Origin of the sequence: Sorangium sp. So ce362 (genome assembly GCF_051519845.1) — a bacterium.
Taxonomy (GTDB): Bacteria; Myxococcota_A; Polyangia; order Polyangiales; family Polyangiaceae; genus Sorangium.
The window spans coordinates 259,254-283,770 of the sequence record NZ_CP150332.1; the positions used below are offsets into that span (position 1 = coordinate 259,254).

The 24,517-nt window shown below is 69.7% G+C and carries 25 protein-coding genes; 17 read left to right on the forward strand and 8 right to left on the reverse strand.

Features of this window, described 5'->3' with window-relative positions; translation table 11 throughout:
* Positions 1-391: 391 nt before the first annotated feature.
* Positions 392-1,048: a YceI family protein gene (locus WMF17_RS01025; protein ID WP_437647514.1), complete on the reverse strand. Its 657-nt coding sequence runs from the start codon at positions 1,046-1,048 to the stop codon at positions 392-394.
* A gap of 21 nt (positions 1,049-1,069) precedes the next feature.
* On the reverse strand, positions 1,070-1,870 hold the full coding sequence (locus WMF17_RS01030) for a dioxygenase family protein (protein ID WP_437600095.1): 801 nt from the start codon (positions 1,868-1,870) through the stop codon (positions 1,070-1,072).
* Positions 1,871-2,481: 611 nt separating this feature from the next.
* Here WMF17_RS01030 and WMF17_RS01035 point away from each other — a divergent pair.
* From WMF17_RS01035 to WMF17_RS01055, 5 genes are all read left to right on the forward strand, one after another.
* Positions 2,482-3,531 carry an ABC transporter substrate-binding protein gene (locus tag WMF17_RS01035; RefSeq protein WP_437600096.1) on the forward strand — a complete coding sequence of 350 codons (1,050 nt, stop codon included), beginning with the start codon at positions 2,482-2,484 and terminating at the stop codon, positions 3,529-3,531.
* A complete protein-coding gene (locus WMF17_RS01040) occupies positions 3,528-4,460 on the forward strand; it encodes an ABC transporter permease (RefSeq protein ID WP_437600097.1) in 933 nt (310 codons plus the stop codon). The genes WMF17_RS01035 and WMF17_RS01040 overlap by 4 nt, the downstream gene beginning before the upstream one ends.
* Positions 4,436-5,224 (forward strand): ABC transporter ATP-binding protein, encoded by a 789-nt coding sequence (locus WMF17_RS01045; protein WP_437600098.1) that lies wholly within the window; start codon positions 4,436-4,438, stop codon positions 5,222-5,224. Before WMF17_RS01040 ends, WMF17_RS01045 begins: the two co-directional genes overlap by 25 nt.
* Entirely contained in the window at positions 5,221-6,573 is a 1,353-nt protein-coding gene (locus WMF17_RS01050) for an LLM class flavin-dependent oxidoreductase (protein WP_437647516.1), read from the forward strand. The genes WMF17_RS01045 and WMF17_RS01050 overlap by 4 nt, the downstream gene beginning before the upstream one ends.
* Before the next feature lie 285 nt (positions 6,574-6,858).
* On the forward strand, positions 6,859-8,418 hold the full coding sequence (locus WMF17_RS01055) for a S28 family serine protease (RefSeq protein ID WP_437647518.1): 1,560 nt from the start codon (positions 6,859-6,861) through the stop codon (positions 8,416-8,418).
* Here the strand turns inward: WMF17_RS01055 and WMF17_RS01060 are convergent.
* A complete protein-coding gene (locus WMF17_RS01060; RefSeq protein WP_437647520.1) occupies positions 8,415-9,230 on the reverse strand; it encodes a DUF6597 domain-containing transcriptional factor in 816 nt (271 codons plus the stop codon). The two genes, WMF17_RS01055 and WMF17_RS01060, sit on opposite strands and share 4 nt — an antisense overlap.
* A 65-nt stretch (positions 9,231-9,295) precedes the next feature.
* Between WMF17_RS01060 and WMF17_RS01065 the strand changes: the two genes are divergently transcribed.
* Entirely contained in the window at positions 9,296-9,970 is a 675-nt protein-coding gene (locus tag WMF17_RS01065; RefSeq protein WP_437647522.1) for a glutathione S-transferase family protein, read from the forward strand.
* A 374-nt stretch (positions 9,971-10,344) separates the two neighbouring features.
* Here WMF17_RS01065 and WMF17_RS01070 read toward each other — a convergent pair whose 3' ends face one another.
* Positions 10,345-10,947: a hypothetical protein gene (locus tag WMF17_RS01070; RefSeq protein ID WP_437647523.1), complete on the reverse strand. Its 603-nt coding sequence runs from the start codon at positions 10,945-10,947 to the stop codon at positions 10,345-10,347.
* Positions 10,948-11,186: 239 nt separating this feature from the next.
* Here WMF17_RS01070 and WMF17_RS01075 point away from each other — a divergent pair, with 239 nt between their 5' ends.
* The 7 genes from WMF17_RS01075 to WMF17_RS01105 all read left to right on the forward strand — a co-directional run bounded on the left by WMF17_RS01075 (position 11,187) and on the right by WMF17_RS01105 (position 18,341).
* The gene (locus WMF17_RS01075; RefSeq protein ID WP_437647525.1) at positions 11,187-11,723 is read left to right on the forward strand and encodes a hypothetical protein; all 537 of its coding nucleotides are present in this window, start codon (positions 11,187-11,189) and stop codon (positions 11,721-11,723) included.
* Between the two features lie 11 nt (positions 11,724-11,734).
* Complete coding sequence (locus tag WMF17_RS01080) at positions 11,735-12,751, forward strand: HTTM domain-containing protein (RefSeq protein ID WP_437600105.1); 1,017 nt, start codon at positions 11,735-11,737, stop codon at positions 12,749-12,751.
* Positions 12,752-13,519: 768 nt separating this feature from the next.
* Positions 13,520-14,032, forward strand: coding sequence for a ClpX C4-type zinc finger protein (locus tag WMF17_RS01085; protein WP_437600106.1), 513 nt, complete (start codon positions 13,520-13,522; stop codon positions 14,030-14,032).
* 354 nt (positions 14,033-14,386) lie between these two features.
* Positions 14,387-15,478, forward strand: coding sequence for an AAA family ATPase (locus WMF17_RS01090; RefSeq protein WP_437600107.1), 1,092 nt, complete (start codon positions 14,387-14,389; stop codon positions 15,476-15,478).
* 201 nt (positions 15,479-15,679) lie between these two features.
* Positions 15,680-16,204: a hypothetical protein gene (locus WMF17_RS01095; protein ID WP_437647527.1), complete on the forward strand. Its 525-nt coding sequence runs from the start codon at positions 15,680-15,682 to the stop codon at positions 16,202-16,204.
* Complete coding sequence (locus tag WMF17_RS01100; RefSeq protein WP_437647529.1) at positions 16,201-17,067, forward strand: tetratricopeptide repeat protein; 867 nt, start codon at positions 16,201-16,203, stop codon at positions 17,065-17,067. The genes WMF17_RS01095 and WMF17_RS01100 overlap by 4 nt, the downstream gene beginning before the upstream one ends.
* The gene (locus WMF17_RS01105) at positions 17,064-18,341 is read left to right on the forward strand and encodes an AAA family ATPase (RefSeq protein WP_437647531.1); all 1,278 of its coding nucleotides are present in this window, start codon (positions 17,064-17,066) and stop codon (positions 18,339-18,341) included. Before WMF17_RS01100 ends, WMF17_RS01105 begins: the two co-directional genes overlap by 4 nt.
* Before the next feature lie 61 nt (positions 18,342-18,402).
* On the opposite strand, the gene WMF17_RS01110 is transcribed toward WMF17_RS01105, so the two are convergent.
* Complete coding sequence (locus tag WMF17_RS01110; RefSeq protein ID WP_437647533.1) at positions 18,403-19,158, reverse strand: SDR family oxidoreductase; 756 nt, start codon at positions 19,156-19,158, stop codon at positions 18,403-18,405.
* A gap of 109 nt (positions 19,159-19,267) precedes the next feature.
* Between WMF17_RS01110 and WMF17_RS01115 the strand changes: the two genes are divergently transcribed.
* The gene (locus tag WMF17_RS01115; RefSeq protein ID WP_437647535.1) at positions 19,268-20,026 is read left to right on the forward strand and encodes a helix-turn-helix domain-containing protein; all 759 of its coding nucleotides are present in this window, start codon (positions 19,268-19,270) and stop codon (positions 20,024-20,026) included.
* Between the two features lie 466 nt (positions 20,027-20,492).
* On the opposite strand, the gene WMF17_RS01120 is transcribed toward WMF17_RS01115, so the two are convergent.
* Positions 20,493-20,672: a hypothetical protein gene (locus WMF17_RS01120; RefSeq protein ID WP_437647537.1), complete on the reverse strand. Its 180-nt coding sequence runs from the start codon at positions 20,670-20,672 to the stop codon at positions 20,493-20,495.
* Positions 20,673-20,717: 45 nt separating this feature from the next.
* Here WMF17_RS01120 and WMF17_RS01125 point away from each other — a divergent pair, with 45 nt between their 5' ends.
* The 3 genes from WMF17_RS01125 to WMF17_RS01135 are packed head-to-tail and all read left to right on the forward strand — an operon-like array spanning position 20,718 to position 22,344.
* Positions 20,718-21,008 carry a hypothetical protein gene (locus WMF17_RS01125; RefSeq protein ID WP_437647539.1) on the forward strand — a complete coding sequence of 97 codons (291 nt, stop codon included), beginning with the start codon at positions 20,718-20,720 and terminating at the stop codon, positions 21,006-21,008.
* Complete coding sequence (locus WMF17_RS01130; RefSeq protein WP_437647540.1) at positions 21,005-21,781, forward strand: hypothetical protein; 777 nt, start codon at positions 21,005-21,007, stop codon at positions 21,779-21,781. Before WMF17_RS01125 ends, WMF17_RS01130 begins: the two co-directional genes overlap by 4 nt.
* Positions 21,778-22,344, forward strand: a complete 567-nt coding sequence (locus WMF17_RS01135; RefSeq protein WP_437647542.1) for a hypothetical protein — start codon at positions 21,778-21,780, stop codon at positions 22,342-22,344. The genes WMF17_RS01130 and WMF17_RS01135 overlap by 4 nt, the downstream gene beginning before the upstream one ends.
* Before the next feature lie 370 nt (positions 22,345-22,714).
* On the opposite strand, the gene WMF17_RS01140 is transcribed toward WMF17_RS01135, so the two are convergent.
* Complete coding sequence (locus WMF17_RS01140; protein ID WP_437647544.1) at positions 22,715-23,131, reverse strand: hypothetical protein; 417 nt, start codon at positions 23,129-23,131, stop codon at positions 22,715-22,717.
* 463 nt (positions 23,132-23,594) lie between these two features.
* Positions 23,595-24,515: a hypothetical protein gene (locus tag WMF17_RS01145; protein WP_437647545.1), complete on the reverse strand. Its 921-nt coding sequence runs from the start codon at positions 24,513-24,515 to the stop codon at positions 23,595-23,597.
* Positions 24,516-24,517 lie beyond the last annotated feature (2 nt).

Consider the following 24,517-nt stretch of genomic DNA (forward strand, 5'->3'; position numbering starts at 1 on the left):
GTCAATTCCAATCGACCAGCCCGCGGGTACCCTCAGCCCGGGGAGGACAAGGCTGGCGGGGCTCCTCCGGAGCGCGGCGTCAAAGAGGAGCGGGCGCGAGGCGCCGTGGACAGGCCCTCCAGAGCCGTTAGTGAACGTTCACATAGGTGGTGTCAGCTCGAATCGACCGGCGCGCGGCTCTCCTCGATCGCGATGAATGACAGGAGGGGCGGGGCGATTCCGGAGCGCTGCGTCAACAGGAGCGGGCGCCGGTGCGTCGGTCGATAGGGTGAGGCTCGCTGGCGTCGCCCCGCGCGGAGAGCGCGGTCGCCTCGGTCGTCGCGCGCAGCTCCTGGTCCGGGATGACAGCGCCACCCGCGCGCGGGCGGCGCCCCCGGTCTCGGGCCGGCGCTCAGCCCTGCTTGCGCGGCGCCTTGAGCGACAGCTTGAGCAGCACGTCGTCGCGGATCAGGTCGTCCTGCTTGCCCGGATAGACGATCCCGAAATCCTTCCGGTTGATCACGAACTCGGCGTTGCCCGACACCGCATCGGCGCCCTCGGTGATGGTCGCGGGGAAGGTGATGGTCTTCTTCACCCCGTGCAGATCGAGCTCGCCGGTGATCGTGTGCGTCGCGCCGTTCTCGCCGCCGGCCTTGATCTGGCTCGAGGTGAAGGTCGCCTTCGGGAACTTCTCGACATCGAAGAAGTCCGGCGACTTGAGGTGGCCGTCGAGCTTCTCCGCGTCGGACTTCACCGACGCCGTGTCGGCCTCGACGCTGAGCTTGCCGCCCTCGGCCTTGCCGCCGGCGAGCGTGATCGAGCCCGAGATCTTCTCGAACTTGCCCTCGTGCTTGCCGGTGACCTTCGAGCCGACGAAGCCGATGGTGGACGCGGCCGCGTCGAGGGGCAGCGCCTCGGCGGGGCCGGAGGGCGCGGCCGCCTGCGCCTGCGCCGGCGCGGCGGTCGAGACGGTCGCCTTGGGCTTGTCCTTCGTCGGATCCTCGCAGCCCGCGAGCGAGAGCGCGAGGGCGGCGGGGAGCACGAGGCCAGCAATACGGGACGTGATCATGAGAGACATTCTCCTTGTCGGTCAGCCAAACTGCACAGAACGCTTCGTGAACGTGCCATAGGTGAGCCCCGTGATGGGGAACTCCACCGGCTCGCTCACGTCGATCGACGCCCCCAGGGCGGCGACCACCGGTACGAAATGTTCGTGCGTCGGGAGCGCCATCTTCACCCCCGGCGCGCGCTTGCGGTAATCGAGCAGCGCGTCGACGTCGCGGCGCCCGAGTACGTCAGCGCACCAGGCGTCGAACTCCGTGGCCCAGGGCTGCGTGACCGCATCGCCGCGCCAGTCTGCCGCGCGCAGATTATGAGTCAAGAACCCGCTGCCGATCACGAGCACCCCCTCGTCGCGCAGCGGCGCGAGCGCTCGCCCCATCTCGAGGAGCGGGCCTGGAGAAAGGGTCGGCAGCGAGACCTGGAGCACGGGTATGTCGGCACCCGGGTACATGCAGACCAGCGGCACATAGGCCCCGTGATCGAGGCCCCGGCGCGGATCCTCCGCGACCGGCCCGAGGGGGCCGAGCAGCTCCCGGACGCGCCGCGCGAGCGCGGGGGCGCCCGGCGCGGGGTAGGTCACGCGGTAGTATTTCTCGGGGAAGTTGTAGAAGTCGTACACGAGGGGCACGGTCTCGGTGGCGCCGAGGGTGACCGGCGCGTCGACCCAGTGGGCCGAGAGCATCAGGATCGCCCTTGGGCGCGGCATCGCCTGCGCCCAGGCGCCGAGCTCGGCCACCCACGCGCGATCGTCGAGCAGGAAGGGAGAGCCGTGCGCGAGGAAGACGGCCGGCATGCGCCCCGCGTGAGCCTGGTTCAGGGTCTCGGACATTGTACCTCTCTCGTTCGCGCCCGACGTCGACGTGGCGTCCGATGTCGAAGCCGAGCTCGATGTCCCCGATGTCGAGGGCCGGCACGCGCCCGCGATGGGCGCGGCTCCGCCCGCGACAAGGAGGAGCCTTAGCGCAGCCCGGCGATCCATGGGCCCACCCTAGGACGTTTCCAGGAATGGTACAATTCCCCCCGCAGTGAAACGCCAGGCTGTCAATCGCCCGCGAAACACCGCGGCCGTGCGCCCGCCCACCCCCCCCGGACGGGACCCGCCGTGCTCGTGCCGGAGCAGCGGATCACCACCGGCTGTTGCTGGGGAAGCAACGCGTCCGCAGATCCGCCGCCGGGCGCCGCGCGGACCCATGGACGGTCGCCGCCGGAGGGCGGCCCGCGCGGCGGCATGGGTGTTGCTGGTCTGCCGGCGCGCGGCGCTCCTGCGGAGGGGTCGCACAAGCTGCCTTGTCGAAGCTCATCTCTGCGCCTCTCGAGGACTCCACTCCGGTGCCCGGCTGGGCGGCGGAGCGGGCCTGAGCGCCAGGGACACGGCCTCGCTTCCAGCCGCGCACCGAGGTCCATCTGCGCACGTTCATCGACAGCAAAGGCCTTCTTCTGGTGCTCGCCGCGGCGCTGCTCGCCCTGTCCGGGTGCAAGCGCGAGCGCGGCGCGAGCGCCGGTCCCCGGCTCGCCCTGGACGCCCCGATCCCGGCCGAGTTCCCGCGAGAGACGCGGCTCAGCATCGGTGATCCGAGCGCGCAGAAGCAACTCCAGATCTCCGGCGACATCGACAGGCTGCCGTTCCGCGTCGACTGGCAGAACATCAGCGGCGGGCCGCAGACCATCGAGGCGTTCCGCGCCGGCGTCCTCGACGCGGGCTCGGTCGGCGACACGCCGCCCATCCACGCCACCTTCACCGGCGTCGACATCAAGATCATCGCCGTGCTGGTGCGGGAAACGCCCATCTACGAGCTGGCGACGGCGCCGGGCGTGCGGCTCGCGTCGGTCCAGGACCTCCGCGGCAAGAAGATCGCCTATTCGCCGGGGCAGGCGCAGGGCGCGCTCGTCCTGCGCGCGCTGAGGAAGGCCGGGCTGTCGCCGCAGGACGTCACCCTCGTCCAGCTCGGCAGCCCCGAGTTCAGGGAGGCGCTCGCCGGCCGACAGGTCGACGTCGCGCCGCTGTCCGGCATCACCCTGCTGCGCTACCTCAACGACTACCGCGCCGACGGCGCCTCGTCGATCTCGCACGGGGTCCGCGACAACCTCGGCTTCCTTCACGTGCGCACCGAGGCGCTCCAGGACGCCCACAAGGCGGCGGCGCTGGTCGAATACGCCAGGTGGCGCGCCAGGGCCCAGCTGTGGGCCCACGCGCACCCGGAGCCGTGGATCGAGGCGTATTACGTCAAGGACCAGGGCCTCACCGCCGCGGAGGGGCGCTTCCTCGTCGAGAGCACGAGCAAGCCGCAGTACCCGAGCGACTGGACCGAGACGATCGCGCTGACCCAGGAGACCGTCGACCTGCTCGCCGAGGCCTCCGGTCAGAAGCGCTTCGAGGCCACGACGATCTTCGACCGTCGATTCCAGTCGATCGGGGCGGAGGTGGCCAGCGCCGCCCAGGGCGCCGAACCGACGGACCGGCCGGCGACGGCCGACAGGAGCACTCCATGACGACCACACTGCCCACGAGGGCCATCTCGCCGCGCGTCGCCACGCGAGCCGCCTCGCTGCGCGTCGCCGGCGGCCCGGATCTCACCGCGACCGCGGATGTCCACGCCTCGCTGGTCGGCGCGCTCGCGCGCCCGGTCGCCGGCCGCCGCTCGCGGCGCCGCCTCGGCCCGGGCCGGCGCATCCCGTACGGCGCGGCGCTCGGCCCGGCGCTGCTGCTCGTCGCCTGGGGCCTCGCCTCGGCGACCGGCGTGCTCGACGCGCGCGTGCTGTCCGCGCCGTGGACCGTGGTGACCACGGCCAGCGATCTGATCGCCGACGGGCGGCTGCTGTCCAACCTGCTCACGTCGGCGCAGCGGGCCTTCCTCGGGCTCGCCCTCGGCGTCGGCCTGGGCACGGTCCTGGCCCTGCTCTCCGGGCTGACCCGCGTCGGCGAGGCGCTCGTGGACGGGCCGGTGCAGCTCAAGCGCGCGATCCCGACGCTCGCGCTCATCCCGCTGCTGATCCTCTGGTTCGGCATCGGCGAGGAGATGAAGGTGCTCACCATCGCCCTCGGCGTCGTCATCCCGGTCTACGTCCACACCCACGCCGCGCTGCGCACCATCGACGCGCGCTACGTGGAGCTGGCCGAGACGGTCCGCCTCTCCAGGTGGCAGTTCGTCCGGAAGGTGGCCTTGCCGGGGGCGATGCCGGGCTTCCTCATGGGCGTCCGGCTGGCGGTCACCGGCGCGTGGCTGGCGCTCGTGGTGGTCGAGCAGATCAACGCCACGAGCGGCATCGGCTACATGATGTCGCTGGCCCGCTCTTACGGTCAGACGGAGATCATCCTCCTCGGCCTCGTCGTGTATGGCCTGTTCGGCCTGGCCTCCGACGCGGCCGTCCGGCTCATCGAGAGAAGGACCCTGTCATGGCGTCGTATCCTGGCCGGCTGACCGCGCCGCCGCCCACGGTGCGGATCCGCGGCCTGACCCGCCGCTTCGGCGCCCGCACGGTCCTCGACGACGTCGACCTCACGATCCAGCGGGGCGAGTTCGTCGCGCTGCTCGGCCGCAGCGGCTCGGGCAAGAGCACCCTGCTGCGGGCGATCGCCGAGCTCGACTACGACGTGACCGGCTCGGGCGAGCTGCACATGCCCGAGAACCGCGCGGTCGTGTTCCAGGACACGCGGCTCCTGCCGTGGGCGCGGGTGCTCGACAACGTGATCCTGGGGCTCGACCTGCCCGACGCCGTGGCGCGCGGCGAGGCCGCGCTCGCCGAGGTCGGGCTCGCCGGGCGGGAGCGCGCGTGGCCCGTCGAGCTGTCCGGCGGCGAGCAGCAGCGGGTCGCGCTGGCGCGGTCGCTCGTGCGCGACCCGGAGCTCGTGCTGGCCGACGAGCCGTTCGGCGCGCTCGACGCGCTGACCCGGATGCGCATGCACGATCTCCTGCGCGAGCTGTGCGCGCGGCACCGCCCCGCCGTGCTGCTGGTCACCCACGACGTCGACGAGGCGATCACGCTCGCCGACCGGGTGCTGGTGCTCGTCGACGGCCGCATCGCCGAGGAGCAGCGGATCGAGCTGCCGGCCCCGCGCCCGCTCCGCGACCCCCGATTCCTCGCTTGCCGCGAGTCGCTGCTGGCCGCGCTGGGCGTGGCGCCGGCAGCGGCCTCCACCGAAGACACCGACTCGAGCTCTGAACTGGAAGGAAGTGCCCCGTGACCCATCGGCCCGGACGACTGCATCTCAACGCGTTTCTCATGAGCGTAGGCCACCATGAGGCCTCGTGGCGCTTGCCGGAGAGCGACCCGTTCGCGAACACGAGCATCGCGCATTTCAAGCACCTCGCCCGCGTCGCGGAGCGGGGCAAGCTCGACTCCCTCTTCCTCGCCGACAGCCCGGTGCTCTGGAACAACGTCGGCCGCAGGCCGGCCGGGACGCTCGAGCCGACGGTGCTGCTCGCGGCGCTGGCGGGCGTGACCGAGCACGTCGGGCTGATCGCCACCGCCTCGACAACGTACAACGAGCCGTTCAACCTGGCCCGGCGGTTCGCGTCGCTGGATCACATCAGCGGGGGGCGGGCCGGGTGGAACATCGTCACGACCGCCGGCGTGGACGCGGCGCGCAACTTCAACCTGGACGAGCTGCCGGCGCACAGCGACAGGTACGCGCGGGCGGCCGAGTTCATCGACGTGTCGCTGAAGCTGTGGGACAGCTGGGACGACGACGCGCCGCTCGGCGACAAGGAGAACGGCGTCTGGGGCGACGACGCGAAGATCTACCCGGCGCGGCACGCGGGCCGGCACTTCAAGGTCGGCGGCGCGCTCAACGTGCCGCGCCCGCCGCAGGGCTATCCGCTGCTCGTGCAGGCCGGCTCGTCGGAGGACGGCAAGGAGCTGGCGGCGCGGTACGCCGAGGCGGTGTTCACGGCGCAGCAGACGCTGGAGGACGGGCAGCGGTTCTATACCGATCTGAAGGCGCGCGTCCGGGCGCTGGGCCGCGACCCGGAGTCGATCAAGATCCTGCCGGGCATCGTGCCCGTGATCGGCGCCACCGAGGCCGAGGCGCACGCGCTCGACGCCGAGCTCGACCGGCTCATCAAGCCGGAGTACGCGAAGCGCCAGCTCGCGCAGACGCTGCGCGTGAAGCCGGAGGACCTCGAGCTCGACGCCGAGCTGCCAGGGGATCTCCCGAGCGAGGATCAGATCGAGGGGGCCAAGAGCCGTTACACGCTGATCGTGACCCTGGCCCGGCGGGAGCGGCTGACGGTGCGCCAGCTCATCGGCCGGCTCGGCGGCGGCCGCGGGCACCGGACGTTCGCCGGCACGCCCGAGCAGGTGGCGGACGCGATCCAGCACTGGTGGGACCAGGGCGCGGCCGACGGCTTCAACATCATGCCGCCGGTGCTGCCGTCGGGGCTCGAGGCGTTCGTCGACAACGTGGTGCCGATCCTGCAGCGTCGTGGTCTGTTCCGGACCGAATACGAGGGCAAGACGCTGCGCGACAACTACGGCCTGTCGCGGCCGGTGAACCGCAACCACGGTCAGGAGCTCGTCGAGGCGGCGGAGTGAGCGGCGTACCCGCTGCGCGGCGACAGCTGCGCTCGCCGCGTTCCTGAGGACGATCCGCCGTTACCTGGCGGCGGTCGCGCCGGTCTCGGGGAGCCACGCCTCGACGTCCTCGGCGAGCTCGCGCGGCGCGTTCACCGAGGTCTCGTGTACAGACTCATGGAGTAGAAGGCGAAAGCGCATGTCGGGGGATCATCGTGATCGTCCGACGTCCGGCGGCGCACCGTTCCGTGAATTCCGCGCGAAACCGATCGATCCAGGCGCGTGTTCATGTAGCGTCCGCGCGACATGCGCACTCCTTTTCTGACATGGATCGCCATCTCGCTGTTCTCCCTGGCCACCGCCGCCTGCGGGGACGATGCTGCCAATGAACCGCCCTCCGAGGCCACTGGCGGTGCCGGCGGCGCGGGCGGTGGCACCGGCGGCGCGGGCGGCGCGGGCGGCGCGGGCGGCGGTTCCGGCGGCACCGGCGGCGCGGGTGGCGGCACCGGCGGTACCGGCGGCACCGGCGGCACCGGCGGCACCGATGGCACCGGCGGCGCGGGCGGCGCCGACTCGCGCGACCTCCTCGAGCAGCTCCAGGACATCGATGGCCTCACCGCCGTCGAGCAGGACTCGAGCTTACCGGGATACCGCTACTTCGTGATGGAGCTCGACCAGCCCGCCGATCACGACCACCCCGAGGGCCTCCGGTTCCAGCAGCGCGTGACCTTGCACCACCGGGATCCCGCCGCGCCCGTGGTCGTCGTCACCGAGGGCTACCAGGTCCGCCCGGATTCCCAGTGGCTCGACGAGCCCGCCGAGCTGCTCGCCGCCAACCAGATCCGCGTCGAGCACCGCTTCTTCACCCCCTCCCGCCCGGAGCCCGCGGACTGGTCGCTGCTCACCATCGAGCAGGCCGCCGCGGACCTTCACCGCGTCATCGCGTCGATCCGGCCGCTCTACGAGGGCAAATGGATCTCCACCGGCGCGAGCAAAAGCGGCATGACCTCCGTCTACCATCGCCGCTTCTATCCCGCCGACGTCGACGGCACCGTGGCGTACGTGGCCCCGCACAGCGCCGGCACCGCCGACCCGCGCTACGTCGATTTCGTGGCCGAGCGCGGCGATCCCGCGTGCCGGGAGGCCCTCCAGGGCTTCCAGCGCGAGGTGCTGCTGCGCCGCCCCGCCATGCTCGACCTCATGGAAGCCGAGAACGAGGTCACCTACGATCTCCTCGGCGCCGAGAGGGCCCTGGAGGTCGCCGTTGTCGAGTCGGTCTTCTCCCTCTGGCAATACAAGGACGCGAGCTTCTGCGAGCGCGTCCCGACCGCCGCGTCGGACGACGCCGCGGTCTGGGCGTTCCTCGACGAGGCGAACGCCCCCCGCCTCTGGTCCGACGCCGACCTCGACGGCATGGAGCCGTACTACTGGCAGGCTGCGACGGAGCTGGGCTATCCGAGCTTCGCCGAGGCGCACATCGCGGATCTGCTCCTCTACCCCGGCGCGAACGCGCCCACCACGTTCATCGAGCCCGGGCCCGGCAAGGCCGCGGTCTTCGATCCCGCGGCGATGCAGGACGTCGCCGGCTGGCTCACCACCGAGGGCGAGCGGTTCCTGTTCATCTACGGTGAAAACGATCCGTACACCGCGGCCGCCTTCGACGTCGGGGGCGCCCGCGACTCCCACCGTCTCATGGTGCCGGGAGGGACCCACGGCGCCGTCCTCCTCGCGCTCGCGCCGGCCGACCAGGCGGTGGCCTTCGGCGCGCTGGAGGCCTGGACGGGCGTCACGCCGAGCGTCACGCCGAGCGGCCGCGCCCCGGCGGCGCTGCTGCTCCGGGGCCGGCGCTGGGTGGCGCGCGACTAGAGCACCGCAGCCGCGCAGCGCGCCGCGTAGGCGGCGGGCGTGAACCCGACTTGTGCCTTGAAGTCGCGGATGAAGTGCGCCTGATCGTGATACCCGAGCTCGGTCGCCAGCGCCGCCCACGCGATGGACGCCCCCGACGCCACGCGCTCCGCGGCCTCCTGGACCCTGGATCGCCGGATGATCCACTTGGGCCCGACGCCGATGTACCGCTCGAACGCGCGGTGCAGGGTGCGGACCGAGACCCCCGCGACCCGCGCGAGATCCTCGGCGCGGTGGATGTCGCGATCTCCCTGCGCGCGCGCGGCGAGCGCCATGGCCTCGTCGAGGCCCCGATCCGAAGGACCCCTGTGCGCTCGGAGGAGCGCCTCGATCGCGCGGACCGCGAGGAGGTCGTCCGGTTGATTGAGCACGTCGCGCTCGAGCGCGCTCGCCGCGTCACCGAAGACGTCCACGAGCGGGACGACCTGATCGACCAGCCGGCGCATCGGACAGCTCGCGAACGGAAAGAAGCCCCCCGGCTTGAACTTCGTGGCGACGACGCGCCCCGTCCCATCGAGCCGCGAGACCTCGCGCCGCGTCCCGAGCCCGTTCACGATCGACCCGTTCACCTGGATGGCCAGGTTGACGCAGGGGTGCGGCAAGATCTCCTGCTCGAACGGCGCGGGGAGCGACCAGCGGACGACCCAGTGCCAGTCGACGAGCGCGGCCAGATCGGGCGCGGGCGCGTGGCGGCGCAGCTCGAAGCTCTTGAGCCCCGCCGCGGGGTTCAGGATGCCGAGGGTGCGACCTTCGGGGGTGACGCTCGAGCTCATCGCGTGGCGCTCTTTTACAATACGCGGCCCGGCCCGGGCAGTAGGGTCCGGCCCGGAGGCACGACATGGCTGATTCGACCACGCCCGCGCGGGGAAACCTCGTCTTCTATCATTCACCGAACACGCGCGCGTCGGGCACGCGCATCCTTCTCGACGAGCTCGGCGCGTCGCACGAGCTGCGCGTCCTCAACATGAAGGCGGGCGAGCAGCGCAAGGCGCCCTACCTCGCGGTGAACCCGCTCGGGAAGGTCCCCGCCATCGCGCACGACGGCGCGCTGGTCACCGAGCAGGTCGCGATCTTCATCTACCTCGCCGACCTCTTCCCGGAGGCGGGCCTGGCCCCGGCCCTGCGCGATCCGCAGCGAGGCCCCTACCTCCGCTGGCTCGCCTACTACGGGTCATGCTTCGAGCCGGCCATGATCGATCGCGCGATGAAGCGCGAGCCGGCGCCCCCGGGGATGTCGCCTTACAGCGATTACGACACGATGTTCGGCACGCTCGTGGAGGCGCTCCGAAAGGGCCCCTACCTCCTCGGTGAGCGGCTCTCCGCGGCCGACATCCTCTGGGGTACGGCGCTCCAGTGGATGACGACGTTCAAGCTCATCCCCGAGCTGCCCGAGATCACGGCCTACATCGCGCGGATCTGCAGCCGGCCGTCGTTCGCGCGGGTCACGGCGGACGACGCGCAGCTCGCCGCGGCGCACGAAGCCGCGGTCGCGGCGGCGGTGCAAGCGAGCTGACGCGCTGACGCCCCGCCGCGGACGTCGGGTCACAGGTCCGGAGCAGGCCTGAGCCGGTTCTCACGCCGGCGGCGCGCGCCAGCTCGACGGCGCCGTAGCCGCGCGGAGCGGCGGGGGCGCGGGGATCAGCGGCATCGAGACATCCTGGCCAACAAACAAGATAAAAGTCGACTGAATCTAGAGAAACAGCCTTGGATTCTAGAGCGAACTGGGCTGGATACAGAGAATTGTCGCTAAAATCTGGCTGATTGGAAGCCAGATCTAGAGAATGAGCTCAAATAACAAGATAATACTGAGCTGAATCCAGAGAAACCGCTCAAAATCAAGCGAACCGGGCACGCCCCGGGCCCCTCTGGGGAGTCTGCGCGACCGCACTACCGGGCTCTGGGGCTGGAACAGGCTTCATCCCGGTCCGGCGGGCTCAGCAGCCTCAGTCCCCGTTGCGCATTCGAGCAAGTCCTCGCGTACTCGCGCAGTCGCTCGCCGACAGCGTCGATGCCGGAGCCATCGATCGATCCCAGCCGCTTCGCCGTGTCCTGCTCGTTTTCACCCTCGTACAGCTGCATTTGCCGGTGGATCGCGCTTGAGCCGCACCCCGGCGCGCAGCGTGCATGGTCACCCTGCATCACCCGGTATGCGACAGTCAGCATGCTCGGGTAGAAGGGAAGGAATCGAAAATGAAACAGCTGAGATTGATCGGCGCTCTGGTGGCCACCGCGGTGGTTTCTATCGCTCCGCTCGCTCGTGCGGCCAGCACCACGCCGATTCAGGACCTTGCGCTCGTCGAGGAGACGAGTGTACCCAGCTCGGCGGACGCGAGCGCCAGCTGGCCCAGCCATCATCACGGCCACGGCGGCCACCACGGCGGGCACCACGGCGGGCACCACGGTGGCCACCACGGCGGGCACCACGGCGGCCACCACGGCGGGCACCACGGCGGGCACCACGGCGGCCACCACGGCCATCACGGCCACCACGGCTATCACGGCTATTGGGGTTTCCGGACCGACGTTTCTCCGTGGGGGGCAGGGCTCCCGACTCCGGTCGTGAGCCTGACGGCGGGGCAGCGCTGATGTCCTGACGGTTCATGGCGCCGCTGGCAGGTCGAGTGGACGCTCGGCCCCAGCGGCGCCGTGCCGGCAAGAGGGGTCGTCCGGTTGGGCAAGGTGCCGGCGCTGCGGGCACCCTGGGGGTGAGCTGCATGAACGGAACAGCCATGGGCCGAAGACGCGCCATCCTTCTGCTCGCCGCGGCGGCGGCGCACCTCGTGGTGGTCTGTCTGGGCGCGCTGCACGTCCACATTGGCGACGAGGGCTGGGCGCGCCGGGCGGTGAAGGTTTACGGCCTGCTCTCCGGAGCGGACAGCGGGTACTCCTTCTTCGCTCCGGGGGTCGGGACGACGCTCTCAGCACGCTTTCAGGTGAACGGCGCCAACGGGGAGATCGCCGCCGATGCCCTGGAGACGGGGGTGAGCCGTGAAGCAGATATCCGGGTCAGGAACATCATCGGGATGTTCTCGTTGGAGCAGGATGAGAGGGTGAGGCGCTCGCTCGTGGCTTCCTGGGCCGGCAAGGTGCTCGCCAGGCATCCAGGCGCCGATGGCGTCGTCGTCCAGCTCGATACGTTCGAGCTCCCCTCGATGGCGGAGTACCGCGAGGGGAAGACCACAGGGTGGACGCTGAATTACCGAGCGAAATTCGTGCATCACGCGAAGCTCCTGCGCGCGCAGCAGAGCAACGGGAGGGCGCCGTGAACGCGCGGCCGATGGCTGCTCCCCGGGCTGCGACGGAGCGCTCGCTTGCGCGAGCGTGGGCGGCCGTCGAGCGCTTCGCCTTCGCTCCTGCGTCTGCAGCGCCGCTCGCCGTGCTCCGGATCGGGCTCGCCTCCGTTCTGCTCATCCAGGCGGGGATGGTCGCTCCTGCGCTGTTCGATCTCTACGGGCGAGCGGGGATCCTCCAGACACCGCTCGTCGACGCGCTCGGACGGCCGGGGTTTGTCCGGCTCAGCTGGCTGATAGACCGTCTCGCCCCGCTCGGGATCGGAGACGTGCCCATCCTCGTCGCCGTGGGCGCCTTCTATGTGCTCGCCCTCGTCGCGCTGCTCGCGGGATGGCGCACGAGGGTGGCCGCGGCGGCTGCCTGGTCCTCCCACCTGATGCTGATGATGACGGCGGATAGCACGAATTACGGTGTAGACCAGTTCGCCAACATCTTCCTGTTCTACCTCATGTGGATGCCGGCGGGCGCGGCGCTGTCGCTCGATCGATGGCTCGGCCGCGCGCCCATCGGGCCCACGAGCATGGCGCGATTCGCCCTGCGCGTGGTGCAGATACACCTCTGCGTCGTCTACCTCGTGAGCGGGCTGGGAAAGGCGCTCGGCGAGCAATGGTGGAACGGCGATGCCATCTGGCGGACGCTCAACCTGCCGGATTATCGCCAGTACGACTTCACCTGGCTGGCCCACTATCCATGGCTCGCGGTGGGCGCAGGCTGGATGGTGCTGCTCGTCGAGACCGGCTACCCGGTCATGATCTGGCCGCGGCGCACCCGGCGGCTCTGGGTCGCGGCCACCGTGGCGCTCCACGTCGGCATCGCGGCCTTCATGGGGCTCGGCGTCTTCGGAGCCATCATGGCTGTGCTCACCCTCTCTGCATTCGCGGTGCGGGCAGATCCTCGCGAATCCATGCCCTCCGAGACGGCCGCGCTTCGCAGCGAGGACGCGGGTGCGCCCCGCTGCGCGCTGTCAGCGGCAGCCGGACCATGGCGCCGCGACCGGCCGTGATCGCGGGTGACGCTGGCGCACGGGCGCCGTCGTCCCGCTGTGCGTGCGCGTCCGTCAGCACACCGTGACGGCTCGCAGGCGACGTCGTGCAGCCCCAAGACGCGCGGTGGCCAGTGTGCTCTCGATCCACGACAGGGGCGAGCCCGACGAGATATCGGCGGCGGGCCGTGGCGATACGCGCCGGGGGGAGAGCTCAAGCGCGCTTGCTGTCGAACGAGTCACGGACGCCCGAGAAGCCTACGAGCTGGCCGAGTCTCCGGCGCTCTTCCTGAGCTCGCCGACGTGCGCCTCCCGATACTCGACTACGCCGCGACCACAATCGCTGAAGCCGATCGCTCGCATCACAGTCAACTGCGTGTACGAGGAAACGACGCCGTGCATGGATCCGTGCTATGGGAACAAGAGGATTTCGTTAAAATGCTGGTATTTATCGCTCGGATTCCTGGGCATGATGGGAATAAGCACAAGATCGATGGCCGAGACAGCGAACCATGCCACCCATTGCGTTGACATAATCAGTGCCAACAACTACAATTTCCCGGCGAGCACGACGACCACGGAAGAACCGTGTTCAATCGACGAGAACGAGACGGGCGATGGATCGATATTGCCGGAATGGACGAAGAAGCAGTGTCGCAAGGCGTTTAAGCATAACGTGAAAATTTGCAACAAGTCTCCGCCAAACCTCCGACTGCCGTGTATAGCGGCTGCTCTTTTACTATTTCGCGCGTGTCTCAAGAATGCGCAGTAGTTCAGGAAGTCTGCAGCATGACGCTCGACGACGAGATCACGGCGGTTGAAGACTTGGTTCAGGTCGCGCGAAGTGCAGCAGCCGAGCATCTCGGGCGCGCGACAGAGCATCTGTATCTCGGATGCGAGGCGCTGAATCGATACCATGATTTCGTGAACGCCACTATTGCCAATGCGGAGTCCACGCTGGGGCACTGTAGAGAAACAGCGTCAGCTCTGGCCGTTTTTGCTCAAACGTCCACAGCCATCGCGCAAGGACTACTTGCTGCAACACGCGATTCCATCAAGCTGATGTATGCCGCAATGGCCGTCGCCGAGGAGCTTACTGGAGCCGGAGGCCAGCTCGACGTATCCCAAGGTGGGATCGCGCACGTAATAGAAACTGCGGTACCCAGGTCATGCTCGTTCTGCGGAAAGACCGATAAAGAATCGAAGCTCGTCGCCGGGCCAGAGGCCAACATCTGCGCCTCCTGTACTCGCCTGGCCTGCGGCGTGCTAGGAATAGAGCTATCCGCGAGTGAGACCGAGTAGATCGATCTCGCTCGCGAGCGTGGGCTCGCACGACCGCCCGGCGCGTCCGCTGGGAGCGGAATGCCCCTTGGTGGAGGTGTTCGTCAACCGATCGGTCGGCGAGCAGGCGGCCACATGGGCAAGAGCGCCGCGGTTCCGCGGCACCGCCCAGCGGCGGAATGGACGCGACGAGGGGCGCTGGGGGAGGGGGGGCTGGGGCGGCTCGCACCTCGGCAGGGCTTCATCTCCTCCAGGTGGAAGCGCTGCGCGAGCTCGGGGCCGTCGCCGTCCACCTTGTCGAGCTCGGCCACATCGCCGGCGAGCTGGGGTCGCGGCGCGGGTGGCGGGTGACCACGATAGGCTATCCTGGGCGGGATGACGGTCCAGGAGCTCCACGTCGCGGGGTATCGCTCGATCCGCGAGCTGACCCTCCCCCTCGCGCAGGTCAATGTCATCGTCGGGCCGAACGGCGTCGGCAAGACAAACCTCTATCGCACCATGGTGCTGCTCGGCTCGGCGGCGAGCGGGACCTTCGCGCGCACCCTGGCCGAGGAGGGGGGGATGCCGTCTGTGCTCTGGGCCGGCCAGCGCAGCAAAGGCCCGGTGCGGATGACGCTGCGGGTGCGGCTGGATCAGCTCGTCTACGAGCTTCAGTGCGGGCTGACGCCGCCGCCTGCGGGGCCGTTCGCGCTGGACCCGGACATCAAGGAAGAGACCCTCTGGTTGCTCGACAAGCGCCGCCGCCTGCCGATGCTGGAGCGGGCCGCGGGCTCGGCCTTCGCGCGCGACGTGGACGGCCACCGCGTGACCTTTCCCTTCTCGCTCTGGGGCTCGGAGTCGGTGCTGGCGCAGGTGGTGGAGCCGCACCGCTTTCCGTTGCTCTCGGCGGTGCGGCAAAAGCTGATGAACTTCCGGTTCTATCATCACTTCCGCACCGACTCCGGCGCGCCGTTGCGGGTCGAGCAGGTCGGGGTGCGGACGCCGGTGATCAGCACCGATGGCCACGATCTGGCCGCGGCGCTGGCGACGATCCTCGATATCGGCGACAGGGGCGCCTTGCAGGATGCCGTCTCCAGCGCGTTCCCTGGCGCGTCGCTCGAGGTCTCCTCGACGCAGGGGCGTTTCCGCGTCGAGCTCGGGTTGCCAGGGATGTCGCGGCCGCTCGACGCGCGCGAGTTCTCGGACGGCACGGCGCGCTATCTCTGCCTCCTGGCGGCGCTGCTGAGCCCGAGGCCTCCGCAGCTGCTGGCGCTGAACGAGCCGGAGACGAGCCTGCATCCGGATCTGCTCGGGCCGCTCGGGGACCTCCTTGTGCACGCGGCATCCCGGAGTCAGCTGTGGATCACGACGCACTCCCGCCCGCTGGCAGAGCGGATCCGGAAGGCGACGCCCTGCCGGCTCATCGAGCTTGACAAGAACGGTGGAGAGACGGCGCTGGCGCGCGGCGCGGCGGAGGAGGATGAATGACGTCCGCCCCCGCGTGAGCTTTGCGAGCGGAGCCGGCGCGGGGGAGGCGAAGGGGAGGTGAGCTCGGCGCGGCCGCGCAGGTCGAGGGCGACGTCGGGCGCTCGTGACTGGAGAGCAGGCACGCCACTGGATCGAGCGTTTCGTCGCCTCGTCCAACGACAAGGGCAGCGGACGCCGGGCCGCGTGGGGTAGACTGCGTCCGTGGCTCGACCCGGCAAGCGCCCCACGGATGATTTGCTGACACCGACGCTGCAGGACGCCGGCGAGGTGCAGGCAGCGCCAGGGAAGCGGCCGTTCCGGCTCCGGTCCCAGCTCTGGATCGGGGTGCTCGGCGGCGTGGTGCCCATGTTCCTCCTCGGCATGATCAACGCCGGGCGCCTGCGGCTGCCGGCCGAGCAACGGCGGCGAATGCTGCTCCTCGGCCTCGCGGCCCTGGCCGCCATCCTGGTCCTCTGGAGCTGGGCGCAGTTTTCCGCGTACGGCCAGGCGTCGGCCGACGCGCCGGGCTTCTACCGCGGGATCCGGCTCGCCAACCAGGTCCTCGGCGTGCTGCTTTACCTCGCCTACAGCCGCCTTCAGCAGCTCGCCGACCGGCGCTTCCAGTTCGCCGGCGGAGAGCACGCCTCCCTCTGGATCCCCGGCATCGCCGTCATCCTCGCCGGCTTCGCGCTACAGTTCGCCGTGCTCGCGGGGCTCGCCGCGCTCCCCGCCGGAGCGCGGCCGTGAGCGACGCCGAGCAGGCCGCCGCGCTGGCGCGCCACTACCTCCACGTCGACAAGCCGCGCCGCGCGCTCGAGACGCTCGAGCGGATCGCGGATCCCGATCTCGAGGACCCCGAGCTCTGGGCGCTACGCGCCGCCGCGCTCCACGCGCTCGACAAGGCCGCCGAGGCCGCGCGCGCCGCCCGCGAGGGCCTCGCGCGCGCGCCGGAGTCGCCCCACCTGCTCTACCTGCTCTGCGACTGCGAGGCGCAGCTCGGCGACGCCGCGGCGGCGGAGCGGGCCATTCTGAGCTGCCTGCGCGTCGCGCCGGAGAGCGCGCCCGCGCTCTGCCGCTATGCGTTGCTCGTCGCCAAGGAGGGCCAGGTGGACAAGGCGGCGCGGCTCGTCGAGGAGGCGGCGCGCATCGATCCCGAGGCGGGCGGCGTCGCGCGCGCCCGGATGATCGTGGCTTACCTGCAGGGCAAGGACGAGGAGCTCGCCCGGCACGGCAAAGCGCGCCTCGCCGCCGATCCCGACGACGCGCTCACCCACCACTTGCTCGGCCAGGCCATGCTCGAGGGCGGCCGGGTCGAGGAGGCCGGTCGCCACCTCCGGACCGCGGCGCGCCTCGACCCGGGCGACCACGACCTCGCCGGCGCCGCGCGCGAGGCCCGCTTCGCCTCGCATCGGCTGATGCGGCCCCTCTGGCCGATGCAGCGCTTCGGGGCCATCCCGCTGTGGATCGCGGCGATGGTGGTCCTCTATGGGCTACGGGCGACGGGGAACCGGGTCGCCGCGGGCCTCTTCGGCTTCGCCTACGTCGCTTACTGCCTTTACAGCTGGATCATGCCGCCGCTCCTGCGGCGCTGGATGGGTCTATCGCGATGAGCTCGGACCGGATCACCGCGCTGGAAAAGGCGCTCGAGGCCGCCCCCGACAACCACCCGCTCCGGCTCCTGCTCGCCGAGATGCTCCAGGGCGCGGGCCGCCCTGCGGACGCGGCGCGGCAGTACGAGGCGCTGCTCGACGCGGGCGAGCTGCCGCGCGAGTCGCTGCTCGACGCCGCGAGGCTCTCGATCGAGGCCGGCAGCCTGCAGGCCGCGGCGCGCTGCCTCGACGCCGCGCGCAAGGCCGGGCTCGTGGAGGGGATCGCCGAGACGCAGGCGCGGCTCGACGCGAAGCTCGACCAGAAGGGCGTGCTCCGGCTCGTGCACTCGTCGAGCGGCCGCGCCGCCGCCGCGGCGGGCGCCGAGGGGCGCCAGCAGGACCGACGCAAGCTCGGCGAGGAGGCGCGGGCCACCTTCGCGGAGATCGGCGGCCTGGAGGAGGTGAAGAAGGCGGTGCACCGCGCCATCATCCTCCCGCTGCAGCGCCCCGAGCTCTACGCGAAATACGGGCGCAAGGCGGGAGGGGGCATTCTCCTTTATGGCCCGCCCGGCTGCGGCAAGACGCTGCTGGCGCGCGCGACCGCGGGCGAGTGCAATCTGCCCTTCTTCAATGTGCGCATCGAGGACATCCTCGACCCCTACGTCGGCGTGAGCGAGCGCAACCTCCACGACGCCTTCGAGGAGGCGCGCGCCCACGCGCCCGGCGTGCTGTTCCTCGACGAGCTCGATGCGCTCGCCTTCGCCCGCCGCAAGCACCACGGCAGCGCGGGGCGCCCCCTCGTGGATCAGCTCCTCCAGGAGCTCGACTCCATCGGCTCGGAGAACAAGGGTCTGCTCGTGCTCGGCGCCACCAACGCGCCCTGGGACGTCGACGACGCGCTCAAGCGGCCCGGGCGCTTCGATCGCCTTGTGTTCGTCCCGCCCCCCGACGAGGCGGCGCGTCGCAGCGTCCTGGAGATCGCGCTCGCGGGCCGGCCTGCGGAGCGGCTGGATCTGAAGAAGCTCGCGCGGATGACGCCGCTCTTCAGCGGGGCCGATCTGCGCGCGCTGGTGGAGCAGGCGTTCGACCGCGTGATCGAGGAGGCGCTCGACACCGGCACGGAGCCGCCGCTCACGATGAAGCACGTGGAGGCGGTGCTCGCGGCGCAGCGCCCCACCACGCTGGAGTGGCTGGCGCGCGCCCGGAATTACGTGGAGTTCGCCAACCAGAGCGAGCACTACAAGGACGTGGCCCTGTTCCTGAAGTCCCGCGAGGCCAGGGCCTGGAAGGACTGAGCGCCCGCGCCGCCCGCCGGCGCCATGGCCTCCGCGGCCGAACGTCCCGCAGGCTGTCTCCTCACCAGGGGATCGGGCCTGCGTCGTCCGAGAAGGTGCCAGTCGGTCCGTCGGGACCGAGCAGCGCGAGCCGCACCGGCTCGCGCGCACCTTCGGCGACGGTGCGTGTTCCGCTGTGGTTGTTGAGATCGGTCGCGACGTAGCCGGGGCACACAGCGTTGACCTTGATCGCGGTGCCGGCGAGCTCGTGCGCAAACGCGATCGTCACCGCGTTGAGCGCGCTCTTCGACGGGCTGTACGCGACGCCGCCGACGCCGCGGACCGACGTGGCGGGATCGCTGAGCCATGTCATCGAGCCGAGGCGGCTCGACACGTTGACGATCCGCCCGGCCGGCGCCTCGCGGAGGAGCGGCAGCATCGCCTGGGTCACGGCGATCACGCCGAACACGTTGGTCTCGAACACGTCGCGGACGTCGGCGAGCGAGGCCACGCTCGGCCTCCCGCTCAAGGCGATCTCGTCGACCGTGACCCCGCTCTGCGCTGGGCCTTTGGCGATGCCAGCGTTGTTGACGAGGACGTCGAGCCGGCCGAGCTCGCGGCGGATCCGCGCTGCGGCGGCGGCGATCGAGTCGGCGTTCGTGACGTCGAGCGCGATGGCGCGAGCATCGCCGGTGATCTGCCTGGCCGCGGCCTCGCCGCGCGCGAGGTCGCGCGAGCCGACGAGCACTGTGTGGCCGCGCGCCGCGAGCTCCTTCGCGATCGCGTGGCCGATACCTTTGTTGGCCCCGGTGACCAGGGCGACGGGTCTGTCTTGCATGTCCCCTGGATAGCGATCGTCGCGGGCGCTGCCTTGGTGATCCTTGGCGGTCGAGAGTGCGGCCAAGAATGCCCAAGCCGAGGGGGCGCGTCGGTCCTAGGATAGAAGCGTGGCGACCCGAGCCGACCTCCTTGCTGTCCCCGTGCCAGGCGTGAGCGTGACGCGCTGGTCGACCGGCGAGCTCTACGCCGGCATGAAGGAAATGTACGCGATCGCTCGCGTCGAGGTCGGGCGCTCGGAGTGGTGGTGCCGCGGAAAGGTGTGGAGCTGCGGCCCTGGCTCGTTGCAGATCCTGAGACCCGGCGACGTGCACCGCGACATCTCGCGCGACGGCCCGGGCACGGGCCAGTGCGTCGCGTTCTCGGCGTCCATGGTCGAGAGCGTGATCGGCAAGGTCTGCGTCCACCCGCAGCTCGCCGCCGGTGACGAGCGGGGCGCGGCGTTCCACCGCCTGCATCACGCTGTGCGCGCCGGCGCCGATCGTCTCGAGCTCGAAGTCGCGGTCGCCGAGGCGATCAACGCGCTCGCGGCGGTCGGCGACGCGCAGTGCGAGTACACGCGACCGGTGCGCCGCGCTCTCGAGCTCCTGCGGGAGCAGCTCGCCGAGCCGGTGACGCTCGACGACCTCGCCGCGCACGCCGGCCTCGACAAGTTCCACCTGTGCCGCGCGTTTCGCGCGCAGGTCGGCATGTCTCCGTACGCGTACCTGACGCGGCTGCGGATCATGCGCGCGAAGGAGATGCTCGTCGCCGGCGTGAGGCCGTGCGACATAGCCCCGCGGGTCGGCCTCTACGACCAGAGCCAGCTCAACCGGCACTTCCGGCGCATCGTCGGCACGACGCCAGGCCAGTACGCGCGCGGCGTCTAGAGCGGGGCTGAATCAAGCTTGGCGGAGCGCCGGGCTGGAGGGCACCCCGACCCGCATTGGCTCCCGTTCGGAGTCGGAGGAGGACGACAGCTGATCCCGAGGGCGACGGCGCCAGGCGGGGGAGCGGCTGCGGGGGCGAGGTGAACGCCCGCAGGCCTTGGTCGGGGCCGTCGGTGTCACCTGGCGGGGCGCGGAACGGCCGCGAAGGTCGAGGGATGTATCGGGCGCTGGTGACCGGCCGTCATCGACCAGCTCGTTGGCGAACACCCCCGCCGCGTAACCGCATGCGCCCCTGCGCACGCCCGGGACGGGCGGACCCGCATGCATTCCGGTTTCACCGCGAAATTTGTCTTTGACGCCCACATCACGCTCAGAGAAATGGCTTGCGGTTCTCAGCGCTCATCGCGCGCAGCGGCCGAAGATTTCCAACCGGGGGGAGACGGTGAGGGCGTCACAACGGCGGATCTCATGGGCAGCAGGGGTTGTCCTCCCGCTCCTCGTTGTCCCGGCGCGCGTAGAAGCGTACGAGCTGAGCGCCGGTGTGAGCCTCGGGTGGCTCCAGGCCGGTACCGTTCCGCGCCTCGCGGTGGGCCCGCACGCGGGCATAGCGTGGCCCCTCCAGCGAGACATCCTGTTCACGGTGCATGACCTGTGCACGATCCTACCCCCGACCCAGGAGGACGGGCCCGGGGTGTACAACCAGACCTCGGCCGACATCGGGTACGCGTGGGAGGACGGCAACGTCAGCGCGGGGCCCTCGGTCGCGTTCTATGTCGTGCCGGCCTGCGGCATCACCTTGTGCGGCCGCGTCGGTGGCTTGGCCGTAGGCGGCCACGCGCAGACCAACGCGTACGTTGCTGGACCGCTGGGGGTGTCGGTGAGCGTCAACGTGGATTGGGTCGGTCGGGGCAGTCTGGTGCTCCCGGGCTACGTGTCCGTCGTCGTTGTTGCTGGTCCTGTGCTTCGATGGAGTGCTAAATGAACGTGAGAACAGTTCTGTTATTGGTCGTGGTCATATCGGCTTGGACGCTGGCGGCGTGCAACTGGACGATCGGAGACTGCTACCCTGTCGGGGAAAGAACTTCGGGGGCAGGTGCCGGTCCAGGCTCGGAGCCCCGCCCCGTCTACACCTCCGCCGCATCCGGTGACTTCGGGGCGGAGCCGCCGGACGGCCCGCACGACGGCAACGAGCGCAAGATCGCCTGCAACGAGTGGGAGCTCGAAGACGAAGAGGAGAGCCCGAGCGACAGCTCGGAGACCCCGACGACATACAGCCCGGAGAGCCCGCGAGACCAGTGCCCCGGAGCCGGCGATGTAGCGGGAGCCGGAGCGACCTTCTTGAGCTGTAGCGGTGCATGCAGCTCGAAGTGTCCGAAGCCTGGAATGGCCCACTTTGTCTGGGTAAATTTCGAGACATCGGATTTCCCGTTTGTTACCACTGTCCAGGATGACGGAAGGGGTAAGGCCGGAGGGTACCAACAGGCCAAGGCAAACCTGAAATTCGAGCACGTGTCTACAGCCGGCACCAGGGAGTGGTACTGTTCTCTCACCATCCAGATGCCGCTCCGGACTGAGTTGATGGGAAAAATCGATCCACTCCTTGCAGCCAACCTCAGCGAAGAGATCACGGAGGAGGTCGGACAGCTCATGGACTATAACTTGCCGCCGGGGATCTTCTGCGAAAGGTTTCACCGCGCGGTGGACGCTGCGTTCAAATCCAAGTACCCGAAACTAGGCGCCTCGGTGACGAAATGATGGTGATAAACCGCTCCGATCTGCTCGGCCTCGTCTACCGCTTCTACCCGCGGGGCGTGCATAACTTCGAACGCAGGCACGTGCCTCCCAACGAGCCCTTCTACGACGACACGGAAGAACATCGCCGCCTGGTGGAAGCCGCAAACCGCGGGCGAGCGGAGTACCCGACGTGGAAAGCAATGATCCGCCGATTGGGGGATCGATACAGTCTGCAAAACGAGTCGCTCCACCTGTTTACGGGGGGGAGCGTCCCGGCGTACTCGGCCCGCATCTATCGCCTTAGGGACGTGGGGCCCGTTCCCTCGCTCAGCGACAGGGCTTCGCTCAGCTTCCACGTGAGCCTTCTCGGGCCCTATTATGGGATCCACAGCAGGGGCGAGCCCGACGAGATACCGGCGGCGGTCGCAGAAGAGATCGAGGCCACGTACCCCGGTTACCAGACGATCCCGCCGGAGCTCGGGAACGAGGTGGTGCCAGACGTGGCGATGGACGGGGCGTTGATGGGCGAGGCGACGATCTACGTGTGCCTCTTCTCGAACGTCTGGACCTGGGTGGATCCGTAACTACTCCCCCCGGGCGGCCGCCGTCCACGTGGCTGAGCTCGGGCGCTTCGTCCTCGGAAGCGCTCGCGGGGAGCTCGGCGGCGCTCCGCCGCCGCGGCGCGGTCGTGGCCGCACGAGCCGGGGGAACTCTGGCGGCTCGCATCTCGGCAGGGGATCTTCTCCTCCAGGTAGAAGCGGTCACATCGCTGGCGGGCGACCTGGGCGAGCTCGAAGACCGCGAGCTCGGCGCGATCGCCGTGCTCGTCACGCGGGCGCGGCCGCCGTTTACACCTCTCCGAGCTCGGTCGCGGCGCCGACGACGAGGGCCGCGAGCGAGTTCGGCCGCCTCCCCGTCTCGGTGAAGGTCCGGGTCCAGAAGTATGGGGCGGTCCTAACGGTTGCAGCAGAGCACGTGCGTGTCGCCGGGCTCCAGCTCGCCGCTCACCACCTTGGAGTCGGTCGAAGCCGTGCAGGTAGGCTCGTCCTTCACGAGGATAGACCGAATCGCACCGATCTGTCCGTCGATCGTATCCGTGCAGAGCGGTCCATCCAGCCCGGAAACGAAAACGGCTCCGAGCTCTTCGGAGCAGTCTGCCTGATAATACACCGTGGTCTGTACGCGGCACTTGTCGCGGCTCGGCTCGCTACAGGAGCACGGGCTGCACGTGCGCGTGTCGTTGTAGAGGGGGATCTCCCGCCGCCTCCGGTAGGAGTCCCAGCATTCTCCGTTCGCCTGCGGGGGGTAACAGTAAAGGAATGCCGTGGGGACGAAGTCTAAATCCGGCTCACACGCCCGGATGAATTCCATGCCGGTTCGCCGCAGCGCAGGAACCGGAGAGACAGGCTCGCAGTGACTTACCGGCGGCGGCTCGATCGTCACAAAAGCGTAGGAATCGCTAGGAATGGGGTGGGTCAGAGGGAAACATGTCCCATCCCAGCTGTTGCCTGCATCGATCGTATCGACGAGGTCGCTGCTGGAGCAACGGGACGAGGAGTGCAGGAGCACCCTCTGCGGGAGCACGCAGGAGGATGAGCTACACTCGCAAGGCTCGCATTCGACCGGCCCAGGCGTCCCAGCCCACCCTTCCCACAAGACCTTGCCATCGCATCGTGGAGCGTACTCCGGTGGGCCTCCGTAGAGCAGGATGAGCTGGCTCGGATCTGGATCTGGCAGGTCGTCGGGCATCGGCGAAGAGCAGCCGAGTAGCACACATGCGGCCAGCATGGAGGGGGCAACCCAGCGCATCGCGGCTGCTACCCCACAGTCTTGGTCAATCGTCAGCATTGCCATGAATCACCTCCACCACGTCCGCGCTGGAGCAGCAGAACGTTCGGGTCTCGCTGCTCTCGATCGTGCCGTCCACCAGAGAGACGGTAGTTGTTGGCGTGCACGTGCCCGGCTCGTCCCGTGCGAACACCACGCGCACGCCTGCCAGAGGCGAATCGGCAGGTGCGCCGTAGCAGATTTCCTCTTCTGCGCCGATTCCGTTGATCGAGATCAGCATGTCCGAGCAGCTGGCGTCGCTGAAGAGCATGACATCCGCCACGCAGCTTCCACCGACGGGGGCGCCGCACTCGCATGGAGTGCAGGTACGAGCGTCTCTGATCTTCTCCTGAAACTCGAAGCGTGCGGAGAAGCCCGGCCGGCACGAGCCGTCGGATTCCGGTGCGATACACACCAGCCCATCGAAGGAGGCAACGTACTCACCGGTCCACGGGCAAGCTCGTGCGAAGCGCCCGCTGAGGGGCGGCGGAGTGAGCTGCTTCGAGGGATCGCAACTGGGAGCCATCGTAGGCGGCTTGATGGTGACCGAGGCGAACGCGTCGCCGGGGACGAGGGGCGAGGTCCTGACGCAGTGCCCCGGCGGATCGGCTGTCCCGGCGAAGTGAACCTTGACCCCTTCGTCAGCGCAGAGCGGCGCCTCGTGCGCCCCCACGCTGTCCGGCAGCACGCACGCGGCAGGGCTGCACGCGCACGTCCCGCATTCATTCTGGTACTGAGGATCCATGCGCACATCGGCCCAGCCCTCCCAGTAATCGAGCCGACCTCCCGGACAGATGGGAAAATCCGGCGTGTCGCCGATCCACAACAACACCGGGTTGTCATCGGTCCGGGGCCTGGGGATCTCGAGGTCCTCCCCGCAACCGAGCAGCGCAGCCATGCTGAAGGCAAAACAAGATGTCGACCGCATGG

What these genes read in the sequence shown, in the direction of transcription:
- WMF17_RS01025 (WP_437647514.1), bottom strand. Translation starts at nt 1,048, where the DNA reads ATGATCACGTCCCGTATTGCTGGCCTCGTGCTCCCCGCCGCCCTCGCG.
- WMF17_RS01030 (WP_437600095.1), bottom strand. Translation starts at nt 1,870, where the DNA reads ATGTCCGAGACCCTGAACCAGGCTCACGCGGGGCGCATGCCGGCCGTC.
- WMF17_RS01040 (WP_437600097.1), top strand. Translation starts at nt 3,528, where the DNA reads ATGACGACCACACTGCCCACGAGGGCCATCTCGCCGCGCGTCGCCACG.
- WMF17_RS01045 (WP_437600098.1), top strand. Translation starts at nt 4,436, where the DNA reads ATGGCGTCGTATCCTGGCCGGCTGACCGCGCCGCCGCCCACGGTGCGG.
- WMF17_RS01055 (WP_437647518.1), top strand. Translation starts at nt 6,859, where the DNA reads ATGCGCACTCCTTTTCTGACATGGATCGCCATCTCGCTGTTCTCCCTG.
- WMF17_RS01060 (WP_437647520.1), bottom strand. Translation starts at nt 9,230, where the DNA reads ATGAGCTCGAGCGTCACCCCCGAAGGTCGCACCCTCGGCATCCTGAAC.
- WMF17_RS01065 (WP_437647522.1), top strand. Translation starts at nt 9,296, where the DNA reads ATGGCTGATTCGACCACGCCCGCGCGGGGAAACCTCGTCTTCTATCAT.
- WMF17_RS01075 (WP_437647525.1), top strand. Translation starts at nt 11,187, where the DNA reads ATGGGCCGAAGACGCGCCATCCTTCTGCTCGCCGCGGCGGCGGCGCAC.
- WMF17_RS01080 (WP_437600105.1), top strand. Translation starts at nt 11,735, where the DNA reads ATGGCTGCTCCCCGGGCTGCGACGGAGCGCTCGCTTGCGCGAGCGTGG.
- WMF17_RS01085 (WP_437600106.1), top strand. Translation starts at nt 13,520, where the DNA reads ATGACGCTCGACGACGAGATCACGGCGGTTGAAGACTTGGTTCAGGTC.
- WMF17_RS01090 (WP_437600107.1), top strand. Translation starts at nt 14,387, where the DNA reads ATGACGGTCCAGGAGCTCCACGTCGCGGGGTATCGCTCGATCCGCGAG.
- WMF17_RS01105 (WP_437647531.1), top strand. Translation starts at nt 17,064, where the DNA reads ATGAGCTCGGACCGGATCACCGCGCTGGAAAAGGCGCTCGAGGCCGCC.
- WMF17_RS01110 (WP_437647533.1), bottom strand. Translation starts at nt 19,158, where the DNA reads ATGCAAGACAGACCCGTCGCCCTGGTCACCGGGGCCAACAAAGGTATC.
- WMF17_RS01120 (WP_437647537.1), bottom strand. Translation starts at nt 20,672, where the DNA reads ATGCACCGTGAACAGGATGTCTCGCTGGAGGGGCCACGCTATGCCCGC.
- WMF17_RS01130 (WP_437647540.1), top strand. Translation starts at nt 21,005, where the DNA reads ATGAACGTGAGAACAGTTCTGTTATTGGTCGTGGTCATATCGGCTTGG.
- WMF17_RS01135 (WP_437647542.1), top strand. Translation starts at nt 21,778, where the DNA reads ATGATGGTGATAAACCGCTCCGATCTGCTCGGCCTCGTCTACCGCTTC.
- WMF17_RS01140 (WP_437647544.1), bottom strand. Translation starts at nt 23,131, where the DNA reads ATGGAATTCATCCGGGCGTGTGAGCCGGATTTAGACTTCGTCCCCACG.
- WMF17_RS01145 (WP_437647545.1), bottom strand. Translation starts at nt 24,515, where the DNA reads ATGCGGTCGACATCTTGTTTTGCCTTCAGCATGGCTGCGCTGCTCGGT.